Source organism: Streptomyces sp. MP131-18, from assembly GCF_001984575.1.
GTDB classification, from domain to species: domain Bacteria; phylum Actinomycetota; class Actinomycetes; order Streptomycetales; family Streptomycetaceae; genus Streptomyces; species Streptomyces johnsoniae.
This window is the reverse complement of record NZ_LZNS01000001.1, coordinates 2,902,959-2,920,433: the sequence shown is the minus strand read 5'-3', so window position 1 is coordinate 2,920,433 and position 17,475 is coordinate 2,902,959. Positions and strand designations below refer to the sequence as shown.

18 protein-coding genes are annotated in these 17,475 nt (G+C 72.7%); 17 read left to right on the top strand and 1 reads right to left on the bottom strand.

All coding sequences use genetic code 11. From position 1 onward, the window contains the following. Positions 1-39: 39 nt before the first annotated feature. Positions 40-708 carry a GntR family transcriptional regulator gene (locus STBA_RS12900; protein WP_077059384.1) on the bottom strand — a complete coding sequence of 223 codons (669 nt, stop codon included), beginning with the start codon at positions 706-708 and terminating at the stop codon, positions 40-42. A gap of 145 nt (positions 709-853) precedes the next feature. On the opposite strand from STBA_RS12900, the gene STBA_RS12895 reads away from it, so the two are divergent. From STBA_RS12895 to mnhG, 17 genes are all read left to right on the top strand, one after another. Further along, positions 854-1,540 (top strand): RraA family protein, encoded by a 687-nt coding sequence (locus tag STBA_RS12895; RefSeq protein ID WP_077059383.1) that lies wholly within the window; start codon positions 854-856, stop codon positions 1,538-1,540. Further along, positions 1,537-2,391 carry an NAD(P)-dependent oxidoreductase gene (locus STBA_RS12890; RefSeq protein ID WP_077059382.1) on the top strand — a complete coding sequence of 285 codons (855 nt, stop codon included), beginning with the start codon at positions 1,537-1,539 and terminating at the stop codon, positions 2,389-2,391. Before STBA_RS12895 ends, STBA_RS12890 begins: the two co-directional genes overlap by 4 nt. Before the next feature lie 41 nt (positions 2,392-2,432). Continuing rightward, positions 2,433-3,413 (top strand): sugar ABC transporter permease, encoded by a 981-nt coding sequence (locus STBA_RS12885; protein ID WP_079251889.1) that lies wholly within the window; start codon positions 2,433-2,435, stop codon positions 3,411-3,413. Further along, positions 3,410-4,321 carry a carbohydrate ABC transporter permease gene (locus tag STBA_RS12880; RefSeq protein ID WP_079251888.1) on the top strand — a complete coding sequence of 304 codons (912 nt, stop codon included), beginning with the start codon at positions 3,410-3,412 and terminating at the stop codon, positions 4,319-4,321. Before STBA_RS12885 ends, STBA_RS12880 begins: the two co-directional genes overlap by 4 nt. A 10-nt stretch (positions 4,322-4,331) precedes the next feature. Continuing rightward, entirely contained in the window at positions 4,332-5,654 is a 1,323-nt protein-coding gene (locus STBA_RS12875; protein WP_077059381.1) for an ABC transporter substrate-binding protein, read from the top strand. Positions 5,655-5,734: 80 nt separating this feature from the next. Next, on the top strand, positions 5,735-6,982 hold the full coding sequence (locus tag STBA_RS12870) for a CoA transferase (RefSeq protein WP_077059380.1): 1,248 nt from the start codon (positions 5,735-5,737) through the stop codon (positions 6,980-6,982). After that, positions 6,983-7,768 carry an enoyl-CoA hydratase gene (locus STBA_RS12865; protein WP_077059379.1) on the top strand — a complete coding sequence of 262 codons (786 nt, stop codon included), beginning with the start codon at positions 6,983-6,985 and terminating at the stop codon, positions 7,766-7,768. Then, positions 7,768-8,649, top strand: coding sequence for an amidohydrolase family protein (locus tag STBA_RS12860; RefSeq protein ID WP_077059378.1), 882 nt, complete (start codon positions 7,768-7,770; stop codon positions 8,647-8,649). The genes STBA_RS12865 and STBA_RS12860 overlap by 1 nt, the downstream gene beginning before the upstream one ends. Further along, positions 8,646-9,161, top strand: a complete 516-nt coding sequence (locus tag STBA_RS12855) for a gamma carbonic anhydrase family protein (protein ID WP_077059377.1) — start codon at positions 8,646-8,648, stop codon at positions 9,159-9,161. Before STBA_RS12860 ends, STBA_RS12855 begins: the two co-directional genes overlap by 4 nt. Then, positions 9,158-10,333 carry a fumarylacetoacetate hydrolase family protein gene (locus tag STBA_RS12850; protein ID WP_216355924.1) on the top strand — a complete coding sequence of 392 codons (1,176 nt, stop codon included), beginning with the start codon at positions 9,158-9,160 and terminating at the stop codon, positions 10,331-10,333. The genes STBA_RS12855 and STBA_RS12850 overlap by 4 nt, the downstream gene beginning before the upstream one ends. Next, positions 10,330-11,280 (top strand): C-terminal binding protein, encoded by a 951-nt coding sequence (locus STBA_RS12845; protein ID WP_077059375.1) that lies wholly within the window; start codon positions 10,330-10,332, stop codon positions 11,278-11,280. The genes STBA_RS12850 and STBA_RS12845 overlap by 4 nt, the downstream gene beginning before the upstream one ends. Positions 11,281-11,406: 126 nt before the next feature. Then, on the top strand, positions 11,407-14,226 hold the full coding sequence (locus STBA_RS36460; protein WP_077059374.1) for a Na+/H+ antiporter subunit A: 2,820 nt from the start codon (positions 11,407-11,409) through the stop codon (positions 14,224-14,226). Continuing rightward, positions 14,226-14,666: an NADH-quinone oxidoreductase subunit K gene (locus STBA_RS36455; protein WP_077059373.1), complete on the top strand. Its 441-nt coding sequence runs from the start codon at positions 14,226-14,228 to the stop codon at positions 14,664-14,666. The genes STBA_RS36460 and STBA_RS36455 overlap by 1 nt, the downstream gene beginning before the upstream one ends. Beyond that, positions 14,663-16,141, top strand: a complete 1,479-nt coding sequence (locus tag STBA_RS36450; protein ID WP_077059372.1) for a proton-conducting transporter membrane subunit — start codon at positions 14,663-14,665, stop codon at positions 16,139-16,141. The genes STBA_RS36455 and STBA_RS36450 overlap by 4 nt, the downstream gene beginning before the upstream one ends. 9 nt (positions 16,142-16,150) lie before the next feature. After that, entirely contained in the window at positions 16,151-16,660 is a 510-nt protein-coding gene (locus STBA_RS12825) for a Na+/H+ antiporter subunit E (RefSeq protein WP_079251887.1), read from the top strand. Next, the gene (locus STBA_RS12820) at positions 16,657-16,923 is read left to right on the top strand and encodes a monovalent cation/H+ antiporter complex subunit F (RefSeq protein ID WP_107485038.1); all 267 of its coding nucleotides are present in this window, start codon (positions 16,657-16,659) and stop codon (positions 16,921-16,923) included. The genes STBA_RS12825 and STBA_RS12820 overlap by 4 nt, the downstream gene beginning before the upstream one ends. Further along, positions 16,920-17,321 (top strand): monovalent cation/H(+) antiporter subunit G, encoded by a 402-nt coding sequence (gene mnhG / locus STBA_RS12815; RefSeq protein WP_077059371.1) that lies wholly within the window; start codon positions 16,920-16,922, stop codon positions 17,319-17,321. The genes STBA_RS12820 and mnhG overlap by 4 nt, the downstream gene beginning before the upstream one ends. Positions 17,322-17,475 lie beyond the last annotated feature (154 nt).

Below are 17,475 nucleotides of genomic sequence, written 5' to 3'. Positions count from 1 at the left end.
TGCCGCGCCGCCCGTCGTGGCGGTGCGGCAGGGCCCGCCTCAGCGCTGGGAGAACGACCGCTCGCCGTGGACCGCCAGCTCGGCGAGGACCCGCTCGGGGTCGCCGGCCTCGATCAGGTCGAACAGGTGGCGGTGGCGTGCCACGTGCACGTCGAGGTCTTCGTAGTACCGCTCCCGTACGAACAGGTTGCGGGCCATGCACAGCAGCAACTGCCGGTGCAGCGAGGCATATATCTCGTTGATCCGCCGGTGCCCCGCGAGGGCCACGATCGAGGCGTGGAACGCGTAGCCGCTCTCCACCAGCCTGGCGCGGTCCTCGGCGCGGGCGCTCTCCTCCATCCGCTCCAGCGCCGCGCGGCAGGCGGTCAGCCGCGCCGGGACGCGCACCGGCACGCCCAGCTCGATCGCCGTGCGCTCCAGGGCCGAGCGCAGCGTCAGGATTTCGTAGACGTCCTGATCGGTCAGCGTGGCCACGGTCGCCCCGCGCCGCGGCTGGACGACGATCAGGCCCTCCTGCTCCAGCAGGCGCATCGCCTCCCGCAGCGGCGGCCGGCTGATGCCGAGCCGCTCGGTCAGCGACAGCTCGATCAGCCTTTCTCCGGGGCCGAGTTCGCCCGAGAGGATCATTTTCCGGATGGCCCCCGCCGCGAGGTGGACGAGGCTCGGGGGATTCAGCTGATCGCCGTCGCTGGCGGGCTGGGATGCCATGGAGCAGCCTTTCGGGAGGTCTTCGGCTCGCGGTGACTGATGACAACCTCCATCGTTCCAGGGTCTTGCCACCGCCGGATGACTATTGTAGACAATAGTTCACCCAGCCCAATCGCTGGGACCGAATCGATGGGGATGAGATTCCATGGAGACTGCTGAACTGCTGCGCCTCTTCGACGGCCTGCGCGTCGCCGACGTACGGGACGGCCTCGACTGGGCCGGACTGCACGCGAAGGGCACCGTGTCGCCGGAGGTGAAGCCGCTCTGGCAGGGCGCCACCATGACGGGCATCGCCCGCACCATGCGGCTGCGCCCCTCGGAGAAGGCCGTGCCGCCGCTGACGCCCGAGGAGTACACCGAGTGGGCGGGGCGCTGGTACCGGGAGATCTACCCGAACAAGATCACGTCCACCATCCAGCAGGGCGAGATCGTCGTCATCCAGTCCGCCGGCCTCCCCGTCGGCGAGGTCGGGTCCAACAACTCGCTGGAGTGGCACGCGGCCGGCGCCACCGGCGTGCTGACCAGCGGCGGGGTCCGGGACACCGACGAGTGCATCATGCAGGAGGTGCCGATCTTCTGCCGGTACCGCGCACAGAGCATGGTGCAGGGCCGGGTGGAGTTCGACTCCCTCCAGGTGCCGGTCGACATCGGCGGCGTGCTGATCCGGCCGGGCGACATCGTCGTCGCGGACGGCGACGGCGTGCTCGCGGTGCCCGTGGAGCACGCCGGGACCGTCGCGAAGTACGCGCGCCAGGAGCTGGAGAACGACATGCGCGGCCGTCGCGCGCTGTACGAGAAGCTCGGCCGCCCGCTGGACGCCTCGGTCCAGTGATCAGCCAAGCAACCACCCGTATCGGCTTCGCCGGGCTCGGCAACCTCGGCCGGCCGATGGCCGAGGCGCTGCTGGCCGCGGGCTGGCACGTGTCGCTGTACGACCGGGCGCCCGGCCGCGCCGATGCCCTCGCCGGGCCGGGCGCCCGCCCGGTCGCCGAGGCGGACGACCTCGCCGACTGCGGCGTGATCGCGCTCGCCGTCCCCGACGACGCCGCGGTCGGCAGCGTGCTCGGCACGCTGCTGCCGCGGCTCGCGGAGGGCGCCCTGGTGCTGGTGCACAGCACGGTCCTGCCCGCGACGGCGCGCGACCTGGCGGCGCGCGCCGCCGACCGGGGCGTCGGCCTCCTCGACGCGCCGGTCAGCGGCGGTGCCGAGCGCGCCGCCCGCGGGGACCTGGCCGTGATGGCCGGGGGCGCGGCCGAGGTGTTCGAACGGGCCCGCCCCGTCCTCGCCGCGGTCGGCAGCCAGGTGCGCCACGTCGGCCCGTCCGGGGCCGGTTCGGCCGCCAAGCTCGCCAACCAGCTGATGATGTTCGCCGCGCTGGCCGGTGCCCACGAGGCGCTGGACCTGGCCGCCGCCTACGGGGTCGCCGAGCAGGACGTGCTCGCCGCGGTCTCGGGCGGGCTCGGCGACTCGTGGGTGGCCCGCAACTGGGGCTTCTTCGACGAGGTCGCCGAAGCGTACGACGCGGGCGGCACGCCCGTGGCCGAACGCCCCTGGAGCAAGGACCTGTGGGAGGTGACCTCCGCGGCCCGCGCCGCGGGCGTGGCCGTTCCGGTCGCCGGGCTCCTGGCCCAGATCATGGCCGACCGCGTGGAGCAACACGCGCGGTCCGCGCGGCGGCGCTGACGCGCCGCGAGCCGCACCAACGCCCCTGCGGAGGTTTTGCGATGAAGGAAAACGTTGCGGGCGGGGCCGGGAGAGCCGCCGAACGGCTCCCCCGGCCCGCGACACAGCAGCCCATAGCCGTCCGCGGACGCGGCCGGCGCGCCGCGGGGGACAACCGGGCCGCCTACGCGTTCCTCACCCCCTGGCTCATCGGGATGGCCGTTTTCACGATCGGCCCGATGCTGTTCTCCCTCTATCTGGCGTTCACCAGGTACGACCTGTCCAGCGCCCCCGAGTGGATCGGCCTGGACAACTTCCGGCGCATGTTCACCACGGACCCGCGGTTCTTCGACTCGGTGGACGTGACACTGACCTACGTCCTGTGGTCGGTGCCGCTGCTGCTGGCCGTCTCGCTGGGCCTCGCGATGCTGCTCAACCGCGGCATGCGGTTCCTGACGGGCTACCGGGCGCTGTTCTACATGCCGTCGCTCATCGGTGGCAGCGTCGCCGTCGCGGCGCTGTGGCGCCAGATCTTCGGCGAGGAGGGCATCGTCAACAAGGCGCTGGCCGCCGTCGGCATCGACCACGGCAGCTGGGTCGGCGACCCGGGCTCCGCGCTCTACACGATCGTGGTGCTCCAGGTCTGGACGTTCGGCTCCGCCATGGTCATCTTCCTCGCCGGGCTGCGCCAGATCCCGCAGGAGCTGTACGACGCGGCGGCCGTGGACGGCGCCGGACCCGTGCGCCGCTTCCGCAGCGTCACACTGCCGATGCTGTCGCCGCTGGTGTTCTTCAACCTGCTGCTGAGCGTCGTCAACGCCTTCCAGGCGTTCACCGGCGCCTACGTCGTCAGCAACGGCACCGGCGGCCCCTCGGACTCGACCCTCTTCTACACGCTCTACCTCTACGAACAGGGCTTCGCCCAGCTCAACATGGGCTACGCGGCGGCGATGGCCTGGGTGCTGGTCCTCGGGCTCGCGGTGTTCACCGGGCTCCTCTTCCTCAGCTCCCGGTACTGGGTCCACTACGGAGACGAACGATGACCACGACCACGCCCACGCCCCGGGCCGCGCCCCCGCGCCGCCCGCGCCGGCTGCTCTTCGGTAACCGGCCCACGCGCAGCCCGCTGCTGCGCGCGCTGGTCAAACACAGCGTCATGATCATCACGCTGGTGCTGATGCTCTACCCGCTGCTGTGGATGGTCGGCGCCTCCTTCCGCCCGGACAACCAGGTCTTCAGCACCCTCGGCCTGTTCACCGGCGACTTCACCACCGACAACTACCGCGACGGCTGGACCGGCGGCGACCAGCTGAACTTCTCCCGCTTCTTCTTCAACTCGCTGACGCTGACCGTGCTGTGCATCGCCGGCAACCTGATCAGCTGCTCCCTGACGGCCTACGCGTTCGCCCGGCTCGACTTCCGCTTCAAGAAGACGCTGTTCGCGCTGGTCATCGGCACCCTGCTGCTGCCGTACCACGTCACGCTCGTCCCGCAGTACATCCTGTTCAATCAGCTCGGCTGGGTGAACTCCTTCCTGCCGCTCGTCGTGCCCAAGGTCATGGCCACGGACGCGTTCTTCATCTTCCTGATGGTGCAGTTCATCCGTGCCCTGCCGCGCAGCCTCGACGACGCCGCGCGTATCGACGGCTGCGGCCACTGGGGCATCTTCCGCCGGGTGATCGTGCCGCTGTCCATCCCGGCGTTCGGCACCACCGCCCTGTTCACGTTCATCAATACCTGGAACGACTTCCTCGGCCCCATGCTCTACCTGACCGAGCCCGGCACCTGGACCGTGTCGCAGGGCCTCGCGTCGTTCCTCGACGCCACCGGCCAGTCGGCCTACGGCTCCCTGTTCGCCATGTCGACGCTCTCCCTCGTGCCGGTGCTCGGCTTCTTCATCGCCGCCCAGAAGCTGCTGGTCGAGGGCATCGCCACCAGCGGGCTGAAGTGAGGACACGATCATGAGAATCCGCTCCGCGGCGGCCCTCGCCACCGCCGGCCTGCTGACCCTGCTGACGGCCTGCGGCCAGAGCCTGCCCGACCACACCGAGGACGAACTGCGCGGCCAGGGCGAGGTCTCCGGCGACATCCGGTTCTCCTGGTGGGGCTCCGCCTCGCGCAACGAACGCACCAACGCGGTCGCCGACGCCTTCGAGGCGGAGTTCCCCGGGGCCGGCGTGAAGCGCGAGGCCGCCGACTTCGGCAACTACTTCAAGCGCCTGAACGTCCAGGGCGCGGGCCGGAACATGCCCTGCGTCACCCAGCTCCAGGCGCGCACGCTCGGCGACTTCACCGACCGCGACGCGCTGCTGCCCCTCGATCCGATGATCGAGTCCGGCGCGATCGACGTCAGCGACATCCCCGAGGCCGTCCTGGACACCGGCCGCGGGCCCGACGGCAAGCTCTACATGCTGCCGACCGGCGCGGCCTACGACGCCCTGATGGTCAACGAGACGCTGGCCGAGGAGGCCGGCGCCCCGCTGCCGGCGCCCGGCTACGACTGGGAGGACTACATCGACTTCCTGCGCCGGGCCGACGCGGGCCTGCCCGACGACATCGCCGCCACCTCACTGCGCGGCGGACTGCCCAACTTCTTCATCGCCTACGTCCAGGGCCGCGGCGAGAACATGTTCGACGGCAATCAGCTCGGGTTCTCCAAGGAGCTGTTGACGGAGTACTGGCAGATGTGGCAGGACATCACCGAGGAGGGCCTGACCAACTCGCCCGCCGCCAACTCCGAGGAGCCGACCTCGCCCGAGGCCGGCTACCTCGCGCAGGGTGACGTCCTCAGCGACAACCGGCCGGGCAACGCCCTCACCCCCGCGCAGGGCACCCTCGACGGCGCGGGCGAGGGCCAGCGGCTGACGACGCTGCCGCTGCCCGGCGGCCCCGCCGGCCCCGGCAACGTGCTGATCACCTCCGGTATGGCGATCCCGCGCAACTGCGGCAACGTGCCCACCGCCGCCGCGTTCATCGACTTCTGGGCCAACGACGAGCGCAGCGGCGACATCTACGCCTCGGACAACGGCGCCGTCACCAACACGCGCCTGCTCCAGCGCCAGCTGGACGATCCGGAGCTGCCCGACCTGAAGAAGCGGGAGCTGACCCTCTACCAGGACATCGTCGAGAACGATCCGCCGATCGTCCTCTACCCGCCCGGCTACATGGCGGTCTTCGAATCCGCGTTCACCCGCGCCTACGACGACGTCGCCTTCGGCAGCGCGACCGTCCCGGAGGCCGTCGACACCTTTTTCGCCGAGGCCAACGCCGGCCTCGCCTCCTGAAACCGCCCAGGCGGCCACGCCGCCCCCCGCACCCCCCGCACGCCGATCACGCCGATCGCGCCGATCACACGGAGAGCACCATGAACGACCGGACGGACCCCGACGGCGACGCCGCGCTCGCCGGCCTGCGCGTCGTCGACCTGACCCAGGTCATGGCCGGGCCGTACTGCACCATGATCCTCGCCGACCTCGGCGCGGACGTCATCAAGGTCGAGAACCCGGGCGGCGGCGACCAGACCCGCCACTCCTGGGGCGAGACCGGTGAAGGGCGCGACTCCACCGCGTTCTTCGCCCTCAACCGCAACAAGCGGAGCGTCTGCCTCGACCTCAAGACCGAGCAGGGCCTGGCCGACCTGCACGACCTGGTGCGCACGGCCGACATCGTCGTGCACAACTGGCGGCCTGGCGTCGCCGAACGCCTCGGCGCCGACTACGAGACCCTGTCCGCCCTCAACCCCGGGCTCATCTACGCCAGCGTCTCCGGCTTCGGCAGCAGCGGCCCCTACGCGCAGCGCCCCGGCTACGACCTGATCGCGCAGGGCATGACCGGCGCGATGAGCGTCACCGGCGAGCCCGGCGGCCGGCCCGTCAAGAACGGGCTGCCCGTCGGCGACCTCGGCGCCGGGCTGCTGATGGTCGGCGGCATCCTCGCCGCCTGCCTCTACCGGCAGCGCACCGGCCGCGGCCAGTGCGTGGAGACCTCCCTGTACGAGGCGATCATCGCCATGTCGGTGTGGGAGTCCACCGAGTACTGGGCGACCGGCGAGCCCCCGGCCCCCCTCGGCTCCGCCAACCGCATGTCCGGCCCGTACCAGGCCCTGCGCACCCGCGACGGCCACCTCACCGTCGGCGCGAACAACCAGCGCCTGTGGCACGGGCTCTGCGGCGCGCTCGGTCTGGAACACCTGGCCGACGACCCGCGGTTCGCCACCAACATGGACCGCATGGACCACCGCGACGAGCTGGCCGCGCTGCTGGAGGAACGGCTGGCCGACGACGACACCGCGGCCTGGGTGGACGCCCTGCTCGCCGCGGGCGTCCCGGCGGGGCCGATCCTCGACTACGCGCAGGTCCTCGACGAGGACCCGCACGTCAAGGCCCGTGGCCTGGTCCGGGAGATGGACCACCCGGTGGCGGGGCGCGTGAAGGTGCTCGGCCCGCCGCTGACGCTCGGCGCGAGCCCCGCGACCCTCCGCAGGCACCCGCCGCTCATCGGCGAGCACACCGAGGAAGTGCTCGCGGAGATCAGGCGCGGGGTCCCGGGCGGGGAACGGCGCGGGGAACGGCGCGGGCAACCGGCGCGTCGGCCCGACGGCGAGGAGGCGTAAGTGAACGGCGAGGTCCTGGCCGTGCGCGACGGCGCATGCGTCCGCATCACGCTGTCCAACCCCGAGCGGCGCAACGCCCTCACCTTCCCCATGTACGACCAGCTCGCCCAGGCGTGCGACGTCGCCGACGAGCCGGGCGTGCGCGCCGTGGTGCTGCGCGGCGCGGGCGGCCGGGCGTTCGCCGCGGGCACCGACATCAGGCACTTCACGGCGTTCGGCGCCCACGGCAACGCCGGCCGTGACGGCCTCGACTACGAGCGGCGCGTCGGCCGCGTCCTCGACCGGCTGCTGCGCCTGCGCGCGCCCCTGCTCGGCGTCGTCGAAGGCCCCGCGGTGGGCGGCGGCCTCGCCCTGGCCGCCGCCTGCGACGTGCTGCTCGCCACCCCGGACGCCGTGTTCGGCGCGCCTATCGCGCGCACCCTCGGCAACTGCCTGCCCGCGCCCGTCATCGCCCGGCTGAAGGACCGCCTCGGCGCCGGGCGCACCATGGCGATGCTGCTCACCGCCGAAACGCTGGCCGCCGAGGAGGCCCGCACCGCGGGCTTCGTGCACCGCGTCGTCCCCCGCGGGGAGCTGGACGAGCACGCCGCGGCCCTCGTCGAACGGCTCGTCACCTCAGCCCCGTTGACGCTGGCCGCCGTCAAGGAGACCGACCGGCGGCTGCTCGCCGCGACCGCGCCCGCCGACACCGACGACCTGCTGCGCCGCACCTACGGCAGCGCCGACTTCGCCGAAGGCGTCCGCGCCTTCCTCGACCACCGCACGCCCCGCTGGGAAGGCCGCTGATGACCGCAGACCCGTCCGTCGCCGCCGCGGCGCCCGTCATCGACTCCCACCACCACTTCTGGCGCGTCGCGCGCCAGCACCAGGCGTGGCGCACGGCAGAACACCACTCCATCGAGCGCGACTACGACCCGGCGGACCTGCGGGCCGAACTGGCTGCCGCGGGCGTCGACGCCACCGTGCTCGTCCAGTCCGTGGACACCGAGGAGGAGAACGACCGCCTCGCCGCCTACGCCACGCAGGCAGCCGACTACGTGGCCGCCGTCGTCGGCTGGCTGCCGCTCGCCGCGCCCGACGCGGCGCGCGCGGAACTGGCGCGGTTCACCCACCCGCTGCTGCGCGGCGTGCGCGCCCTCGTCGCCCGCGACCCGCTGGACTGGCTCACCGCTCCCGGGCCACTCGCCCTCTTCCGCGAGCTCGCCGACCGCGGCCTGACCTGGGACGTCGTCCCCCTCACCCCGGAACAGGTCCGCAACATCACCGCACTCGCCGAGGCCGTTCCCGAGCTGCGCATCGTCGTCGACCACCTCGCCCGCCCTCCGGTCGAGACCGGCGACCGCGCGCCGTGGGCCGCCCGCCTGGCCGCACTCGCCGCGCAGCCCGGGGTCGCGCTGAAGGTGTCCGTCGGCATCGACGTGCTGACCGCCTGGCCGCGCTGGGACGCCGACGCGCTGCTGCCGTACGTGGCGCATGCCGTCGAGGTGTTCGGGCCCGAGCGGCTGATGCTGGCGAGCAACTGGCCGGTGGTGCTGCTGCGCCGCGACTACGGGGGCGCGCTGGCCGACCTCACCGCCGTACTGTCCCGGGCAGGGGTCGGACAGGACGGCCTCGCCCAGATCCGCGGCGCCACCGCCGCCCGATGGTACGGAGTGCAGACCCCATGACCGTGCGCCCCTTCGAAGGCCACCACCCCGAACTCGCCCCCGGCGCCTGGCTGGCACCCGGCGCGACCGTCATCGGCGCCGTGCGCGTCGGGCAGGACGCCGGCCTCTGGTACGGGTCCGTCGTCCGCGCCGACGCGGAACGCATCGACATCGGCCCCGGCAGCAACGTCCAGGACGGCTGCGTGCTGCACGCCGACCCCGGATTCCCCGCCCTCGTCGGCGCCGGCGTCTCCATCGGGCACCGCGCCGTCGTGCACGGCTGCACCATCGAGGACGACGTGCTGATCGGCATGGGCGCCGTGCTGCTCAACGGGGCGCACGTCGGCCGCGGTTCGCTGATCGCCGCGGGCACCGTCCTCCTGGCGGGCACCCGGGTGCCGCCCGGCTCGCTCGTCGCGGGCGTACCGGGGAAGGTGCGCCGCGAGCTGACCGCGGAAGAAATCGCCGACATCCGCCGCAACGCCACCCACTACCGTGAACTGGCCCGCCGTCACGCCGTAACGGAGTCATGACCATGAACCTGATCGACCACTCCGCCGCGATACTCCCCGAGGACGCCGACCGCGCCGTCCTCATAGCCCGCCTGCACGACCCGCAGGACGGCGGCCCCTCGGTCGCCGTCCTGCGCGGCGGGGAGCTCGCCGATCTCACCCCGCTCGCCCCCACCGTCGCCGACCTGCTCGACCACCCCGACCCGGCCGCGTTCGCCGCCACCGCGCCCGCCGCGCGGACCTGGCCCGCCGCCGACGTGCTGCACGCCACCCTCACCGGCCGCCGCGACGTGCCGCACTACCTCGCGCCCTGCGACCTCCAGGTGCTGAAGGCGTGCGGCGTCACGTTCGTCCGCAGCATGATCGAACGGGTCATCGAGGAGCGCGCCGCGGGCGACCGGGCGCGTGCCGCCGCGGTGCGCTCGCGGGTGCGCGAGGTCATCGGCGGCCACATCGGCGACCTCGTGCCCGGCTCGGAGACCGCCGCGCGCGCCAAGGAGGTGCTGATCGCGGAGGGCCTGTGGTCGCAGTACCTGGAGGTCGGCATCGGCCCCGACGCGGAGGTCTTCACCAAGGCCCCGGTGCTCTCCGCGGTCGGCGTCGGCGCCGACGTCGGCATCTGGAGCCGCTCCACGTGGAACAACCCGGAGCCCGAACTCGTCCTCGCCGTCGACTCCCGCGGCCGGGCCGTCGGCGCCACCCTCGGCAACGACGTCAACCTGCGGGACGTCGAGGGGCGCAGCGCCCTGCTGCTCGGCAAGGCCAAGGACAACAACGCCTCGTGCTCCCTCGGGCCGTTCATCCGCCTCTTCGACGACGGCTTCACCATCGACGACGCGCGGGCCCTGGACATCTCCCTGACCATCACCGGCACCGACGGCTTCACCCTGGAGAGCGGCAGCTCGCTCGGCGAGATCAGCCGCGACCCCCTGGACCTGGTCGCCCAGACCACCGGCGCGCTCCACCAGTACCCGGACGGGATCATGCTGTTCACCGGAACGATGTTCGCGCCCACGCACGACCGCGACGCCCCCGGCGAGGGCTTCACCCACCACCTCGGCGACGTGGTACGGATCTCCGCGCCGCGCCTCGGCACGCTGGTGAACACCGTCGCGCACAGCGAGCAGGCGCCGCCCTGGACGTTCGGCATCCGCGCGCTCATGGCCAACCTCGCCGGCCGGGGTCTGCTGTGAGCCGAGTCATCGTCACCGACCAGGCGTTCGGCGATGTCCGCCACGAACGGGCGGTCGCCGCCCGCTTCGCGGCGGACTTCGCCGAGCACCACTGCACCACCGAGGACGAGACCGTCGGCGCCGTCCGCGGCGCCGACGTCGCCTTCGTCAACTTCGCCCCGATGACGCGGCCCGTCCTGGCCGCCCTGAAGCCCGGCGCCACCGTCATCCGTTACGGCATCGGCTACGACAACGTCGATGTGAGTGCCGCCCGCTCCCTCGGCGTCCGCGTCGCCAACGTGCCCGACTACGGCACCGACACCGTCGCCGACCACGCCACCGCCGCCCTGCTCGCGCTGCTGCGGCGGCTGTCCGTCTACGACCGGGCCATCCGCGACCACGGCTGGTGCGCCCCCGGCGACGCCGGGCCGCTGCCCAGCTTCGCCGCCACCACCGTCGGGCTCGTCGGCACCGGCCAGATCGGCCGCGCCGTTCACGCCAGGCTCCGCACGTTCGGCTTCCACGTCCTGGCCACCGACCCCTTCGCCGACCCCGCCGGCGGGCCGGAGGACCCCGAGTTCGTCGACCTGCCCGAGCTGCTGGCCCGGTCCCACGCCGTGTCACTCCACGCCCCCGCCACCCCGGGCACCCACCACCTGATCGGCCCGCGGAACATCGCCCGCATGCGGCCGGGGGCCGTCCTCGTCAACACCTCGCGCGGCGCCCTCGTCGACACCGCCGCCCTGGCCGACGCCCTGCGCACCGGCCATGTGGCGGCGGCGGCCCTCGACGTGTTCGACCCCGAGCCGCTGCCGGCGGACTCGCCGCTGCGCGGCCTGCCCAACGTGCTCCTCACCCCGCACGCAGCGTTCTACTCGACCGAGTCACTCGACGCCCTCCAGCGCCTCGCCGCGGACGAAGCCGCCCGCGCCCTCGCGGGCGAACCCCTGCGCTGCCAAGTGGCCTGACGCCCCGTCCGGCCCGTCCGCCTCGTCCGTGCCCTCCGGCGGCCATTCGGCTCAAACCCTGTTATTTCTGCTGATCACAGGGAACCCATGCGGGAGCCGTCGACGACGAGGTGAGGGAGCGGCTGCATGTTGGTGCTGGTGGTCGCCCACCTCGGCGTCGCCGCGCTGGTGCCGCTGCTGGCGCCGCGCCTGGGCCGCGCGGCGTGGGCCGTCGCGGCGCTCCCGCCGCTGGCCACCCTCGTATGGGCATTCACCCGCGCGGGCCGCGTGCTCGACGGCGAACCCCAGCACGAAAGCCTCGCCTGGGTACCCGCCCTCGGCCTGCGCCTCGACGTGCGGCTCGACCCGCTGTCCCTGCTGATGGTGCTGATCGTCAGCGGCATCGGGGCCCTGGTCCTCGCCTACGGCGCCTACTACTACCGCGGCCGCGACGCGGGCCGGGAGGCCGGCTGGCTGCTGGCGTTCGCCGGGGTCATGCTCGGCCTGGTCATCGCGGACCACCTGCTGCTGCTCTACACCTTCTGGGAACTCACCACCGTCGTCTCCTTCCTCCTCATCGCCGGCCGCAGACCCGACACGGAACGGCGCCGCGCCGCCGAACAGGCCCTGCTGACAACCGTCCTCGGCGGCCTGACGATGCTGCTCGGCCTGATCATGCTCGGCCGGGCCGGGGACAGCTACCGGCTCTCCGAACTGATCGCGGACCCGCCGCGCGGCGGGTACGTCCCGGTGGCCCTGGTACTGATCCTCGTCGGCGCGTTCACCAAGTCGGCGCAGATGCCGTTCCACTCCTGGCTGCCCGTCGCCATGGTCGCGCCCACCCCGGTCAGCGCCTACCTGCACGCCGCCGCCATGGTCAAGGCCGGCGTGTACCTGGTGGCGCGGCTGGCGCCCGGCTTCGCCGACGTCGCGCCCTGGCGCCTGCTGGTCCTCACCGCGGGTCTCACGACGATGGTGCTCGGCGCCTGGCGGGCGCTGCGCGAGAAGGACCTCAAACGGCTGCTGGCCTGGGGCACGATCAGCGAACTCGGCATGCTGATCGCGCTGCTCGGCGCCGGCACCAGAACCGCGGCGGTGGCCGGCGCCGTCATGCTGCTCGCGCACGCGCTTTTCAAGTCCAGCCTCTTCATGGTCACCGGCGTCATCGACCACCAGGCCGGCACCCGCGACCTGCGGCGGCTGTCCCGGCTCGGCGCACGACTGCCCGCCACCTGCGCCGTCGCCGTGCTCGCCGCCGCCTCCATGGCAGGGCTGCCGCCACTGCTCGGCTTCATCGGCGAGGAGGCCCGCTACGACGCCTTCCTGCATGGCGGCGTCGCGGGAGTGCCGTGGACCCCGCTCGCCCTGTTCGCCGGCTCGGTGCTGACCGTCGCCCTGTCCGCGCGGTACCTGTGGGGCGCGTTCGCGGCGAAACCCGGTCTGCCCGACACGCCCGCGCGCCGACCGGCCGCCGCGTTCCTCGCGCCGGCGGCGGTGCCGGCCGCGCTCGGCGCGGCCCTCGGTCTGCTGCCCGGCGTCACCGACGGCCTGACCGGCCCGTACGCCGACGCCTACCAGCCGCCCGCCGGTGACAAGCCGTACCACCTGGCGCTGTGGCATGGCTTCACCTGGGTCCTGGGACTGTCCGTCCTGACCCTGCTGCTCGGTCTCGCGATGCACCTCGGCCGCCGCGGGATGGCCGCGTTCAGGTCCTCGCTGCCGCGGCTGCCCGATGCGCAGGGCGGGTACCGCGCGTCGATCCGCGGGCTCGGCGCGTTCGCGATCAGCTTCACCCGCGTCACCCAGGTCGGCTCGCTGCCGTTCTATCTCACCGTCGTCCTCGCCACGGTCGTGCTGCTCTCGTTCGTCACTCTGCTGTCCGGCGCCTCCCCGACCGGCCACGTCGACCTGTGGCGGTCGTGGACCGAACTCGCCCCCGCCGCCATCGTCCTCGGCGCCGCCCTCGCGGCCACGATGATCCGCCACCGGCTGGCGGCCGTGCTGCTCACCGGCGCCGTCGGCTACGGCGTGGCCTGCCTCTTCGTGGCGCGCGACGCGCTGGACCTGGCGCTCACCCAGTTCCTCGTGGAGTCCCTCACCCTCGTCGTCGTCGTGCTGGTGCTGCGCCGGCTGCCGCCGCGGTTCACCCCGGAGAGCCCGTCGGCCAGGGGCCGCTGGGTGCGCGCCGCGGTCGCGCTGGCCACCGGCACGCTGGTGGCGGTGTTCGCGCTCGTCGCGACGCAGGCGCGGCGCGACGGCTCCGACGCCCCCGACTATGCGCGGCACCTCGCCGAGACCGGCAGCGAGAACGCCGTGAACGCGATCATCGTCGACTTCCGCGCCCTGGACACCCTCGGTGAGATCTCCGTCCTCCTTGTCACCGCGATCGGTGTGGTCAGCCTCGTGCGTGTCTGGGGCGGCGAGGACGCGGAGCCGGGCCAGACCGCGCCCGTGACCGGGCCCCAGGAGCCGCCCGTCTACGCACGTGACCAGCCGCCGGAACGGTCGCCCGCCGCCCGCTGGGACCAGCCGCGCCAGCACTGGCTGCCCGGCGTGGCGGAACGCCCCGGCGCCGAACGTTCCGTGGCGATGGAAGTCCTCACCCGCGTGCTGTTCCCCTCCATCCTGGTCTTCTCCGTCTTCCTGCTGTTCTTCGGCCACTACGGGCCGGGCGGCGGCTTCGCCGGGGGACTGGTCGCCGGGCAGGCGTTCGTGCTGCGCTACCTCGTCGGCGGGCGCACCGACCTGGGTCTCGTCGCGCCCATCGACCCCGGCATCGTGGCGGGCGGCGGCCTCGTCCTGGCCGCCGGAACGGGGCTCGTGCCGCTCGCCTTCGGCGGTGAACCGCTGTCCGCCACGACCTGGCTGCACGTCAGCACGTCCCTGAGCTTCGACATCGGGGTGTACGTGCTGGTCGTCGGCGTGATCCTCAAGCTGCTGTCCGCCGCGGAGGGAGCGCGAGCCTGATGAAGAGCCTCGACCTGACCATGGCGCTGGTGGTGGGCGGCCTGTTCGCCGCCGGCGTCCACCTGATGCTCCAGCGGTCCCTGACGCGGATTCTGCTCGGCTTCATCGTGCTCGGGCACGGCACCAACCTGCTGCTGCTGACCACCGGCGGCGCCGACCCGCTGCCCCAGGCCATGGCGCTGACGGCCATCGTCATCACCTTCGGGATCACCACCTTCCTGCTCGCGCTCGCCTACCGGTCCTGGCGGCTGTCGGGGCACGACGAGGTGCCCGACGACATCGAGGACCGCCGCATCGGCGACGTCAGGGAACGCGCCGACACCGAGCCGACCGCGGACGTCGAGGACGACGAGGACGAGGGCGACGACGGCTTCGGCGGCGGCCCCCGCGCCCGCGGCCCCGTCGGCTCCGGCGACAGGCGAGGGGAGGAGGGCGGATGACATGGTTGGTCTCGCTGCCGGTGATGCTGCCGATCCTCGCGGCCGGGATCTCGCTCGGCCTGTCCCGTCACGGCTTCGCGCAGCGGCTGCTGACCGTGCTGGTGCTGTCGGCGGTCTTCGTCGACGCCGTGCTCCTGCTCGTCGCCGTGGACCGCGACGGCCGCGCGGAGGTCGCGTTCGGCGGGTGGGCACCGACCCTCGGCATCACGCTCGCGGCCGACCTGCTGTCCGCGCTGCTGCTGGCGGTGGCGGTGCTGGTCGCCCTCGCCGTGCTGCTGTTCGCCATCGGGCAGGGCACGCCGGACCGTGCCGGCTCCTCGATCGTCCCGTTCCACCCCGCGTATCTGCTCCTCGTCAGCGGCGTGAGCCTGGCCTTCCTCTCGGGTGACCTGTTCAACTTGTTCGTCGCGTTCGAAGTGATGCTCGCCTCCTCCTACGTGCTGATCACGCTGAACGCCGGAGCCGCGCGCGTGCGCGCCGGCATGACGTACACGATGACCAGCCTCATGTCCTCGCTCCTGTTCCTGACGGCCGTCGCCCTGATCTACGCGGCCACCGGCACCGTCAACCTCACCGAACTGGCCGAGCGGACCGCGGGGCTCGACGACGGTGTGCGCTCGGCGCTCGGTGCGTTCCTGCTCGTGGTCTTCGCCATCAAGGCCGCCGTCGTGCCGCTGCACTTCTGGCTCCCCGACGGCTATCCCACCGCCCCGGCGCCGATCACCGCCGTCTTCGCGGCGCTGCTCACCAAGGTCGGCGTCTACGCGATGATCCGCACCCAGTCGCAGCTCTTCCCGCGGGAGGACACGTGGTGGCTGGTGGCCGGCGCGGCGGTGCTGACGATGCTCGTCGGCATCCTCGGCGCCATCGCCCAGGACGACATCAACCGGCTGCTGTCCTTCACCCTCGTCAGCCATATCGGGTTCATGCTGTTCGGCATTGCACTCTTCGACGTCGCGGGCTTCACCGGCGCCATCCTCTACATCATTCATCACATCGTCGTGCAGGCCGGGCTGTTCCTCGTTGCGGGACTGGTGGTGGCCAGAACCGGCACCGCGGCGCTGCACCGTCTCGAATCCCGCGACTCCTCCGAGGGCGCCGGCGCGGCCGAGCAGCACGGAACTCCTCCCGTCGTCACCGCCCTCTTCCTGCTGCCCGCGCTGAGCATGGCCGGTATCCCGCCCTTCTCCGGATTCATCGCCAAATTCGCCCTGCTGAAGGCCGCGGTCGCCGACGGAGGGACCGCCGCCTACCTGATGTCCGCCGCCGCGCTCGTCACCAGCCTGCTCACGCTGTACGCCATGGTCCGGATGTGGCGCGCCGTCTCCTCGCCGGTCGCCGGGCCCTCCGGCCACCAGCGGCTGACCGTCGGCGCCACCGCGGGCATCGTGCTCGTCGGCCTGGCCATCGCGGCAGGAGCCGGACCGCTGGCCGAGCTGAGCGAACGCGCCGCCCACGACCTGCTCGCCCGCTGAGGAGGAAGCATGACGTTGCGTTACCTGGTCCAGCCGCTCTGGCTGTTGCTGTTGTGGCTCATGCTCTGGGGGTCGGTCAGTGCGGTGGTGCTGATCGGCGGCCTCGCCGTCGTCATCGCGGTCCGCGCCGCGTTCCGCATGCCGGCGGTCGACCTGCGGGTCACCCTGCGCCCGCTGCGGCTGATCGGCCTCTTCTGGCACCTCCTGATCCAGCTCGTCAGCTCCGCCACCTCCGTGGCGTGGGCCGCGATCCGGCACGGCGGGCACGTACCCGCCGCGGTCATGGAGGTGCCTCTGGAGGAGGACAGCGACGTGATCATCGCCGCCACCGTGTTCTTCACCGCCATGAGCCCGGGCAGCCTCGTACTCGAAATCGACCGCGAACGCCGGGTGCTGTACGTGCACGGGCTGCCCGCGGGTACCCGGGCGGAGGCCGAACGCCGCCGCCGCTCCGTGCGGCAGGCCGAGCGGGCCACGGTGTCCGCACTCAAGGAGGCACCCAAGGAGGCCCCCAAGTGAACGTGGTCTTTGCCCTCACCCTCATCATGCTGTCCGTGTCCGCGCTGCTGACGCTGGTGCGCTTGGTGCGCGGCCCCAGTGTGCTGGACCGGATCGTCTCGCTCGACGTGCTGGTGACCCTGATCGTCTCGGCCCTGGCGGTGCACGTCGCGGCCAACGACGCCGGGCGCTCCGTTCCCCTGCTGCTGGTCCTGGCGCTGCTCGGCTTCATCGGATCGGTCACCGCAGCCCACCTGGTGGGGGAGCGGGAGGACATCCGGTGACCGCCCTGACGAACGTCGTCTCTTCCGTGCTGATGCTGGTGGGCGCCCTCTTCTGCCTGCTGGCCGGGGTCGGGGTTCTGCGGTTCCCCGATGCCATCTGCCGCCTGCACGCCGCCGCGAAGGCGCAGACGCTCGGCGTTGTCCTCATCCTGCTGGGCACCGAGTTGCAGGTTTCGGTCAAGTTTGCGTGGGCGCTGCTGCTCGTCGCCGTCTTCCAGCTGATCACCGTGCCGGTGACCGGGCAGGTCGTCGGCAGAACCGCGTACCGTACGGGAGAGATCTACCGGCCGGGCCTGGTCATGGACGAACTCGCCGACCGGCTCGCGGCCGACGCGCGCCGCGAGAGCGGCGAGCCCGCCGAGCCCCGCGAGGACGCCCAGGAGCGCGGCAACGGCTAGAGCCCGTCTGCCCGGAAGCGGTCGGCCGCCGAGCGGCGCCGTGCGAGCGGCTTCCGGACGACGTCGTGGCCGAGTCGCGGGCCGGGCAGCCCTTTCGGGCACGGGCCGGCGTGCCGGACCGGGCCCCGAGGTGCTGCGGTGCGTCATACGATCT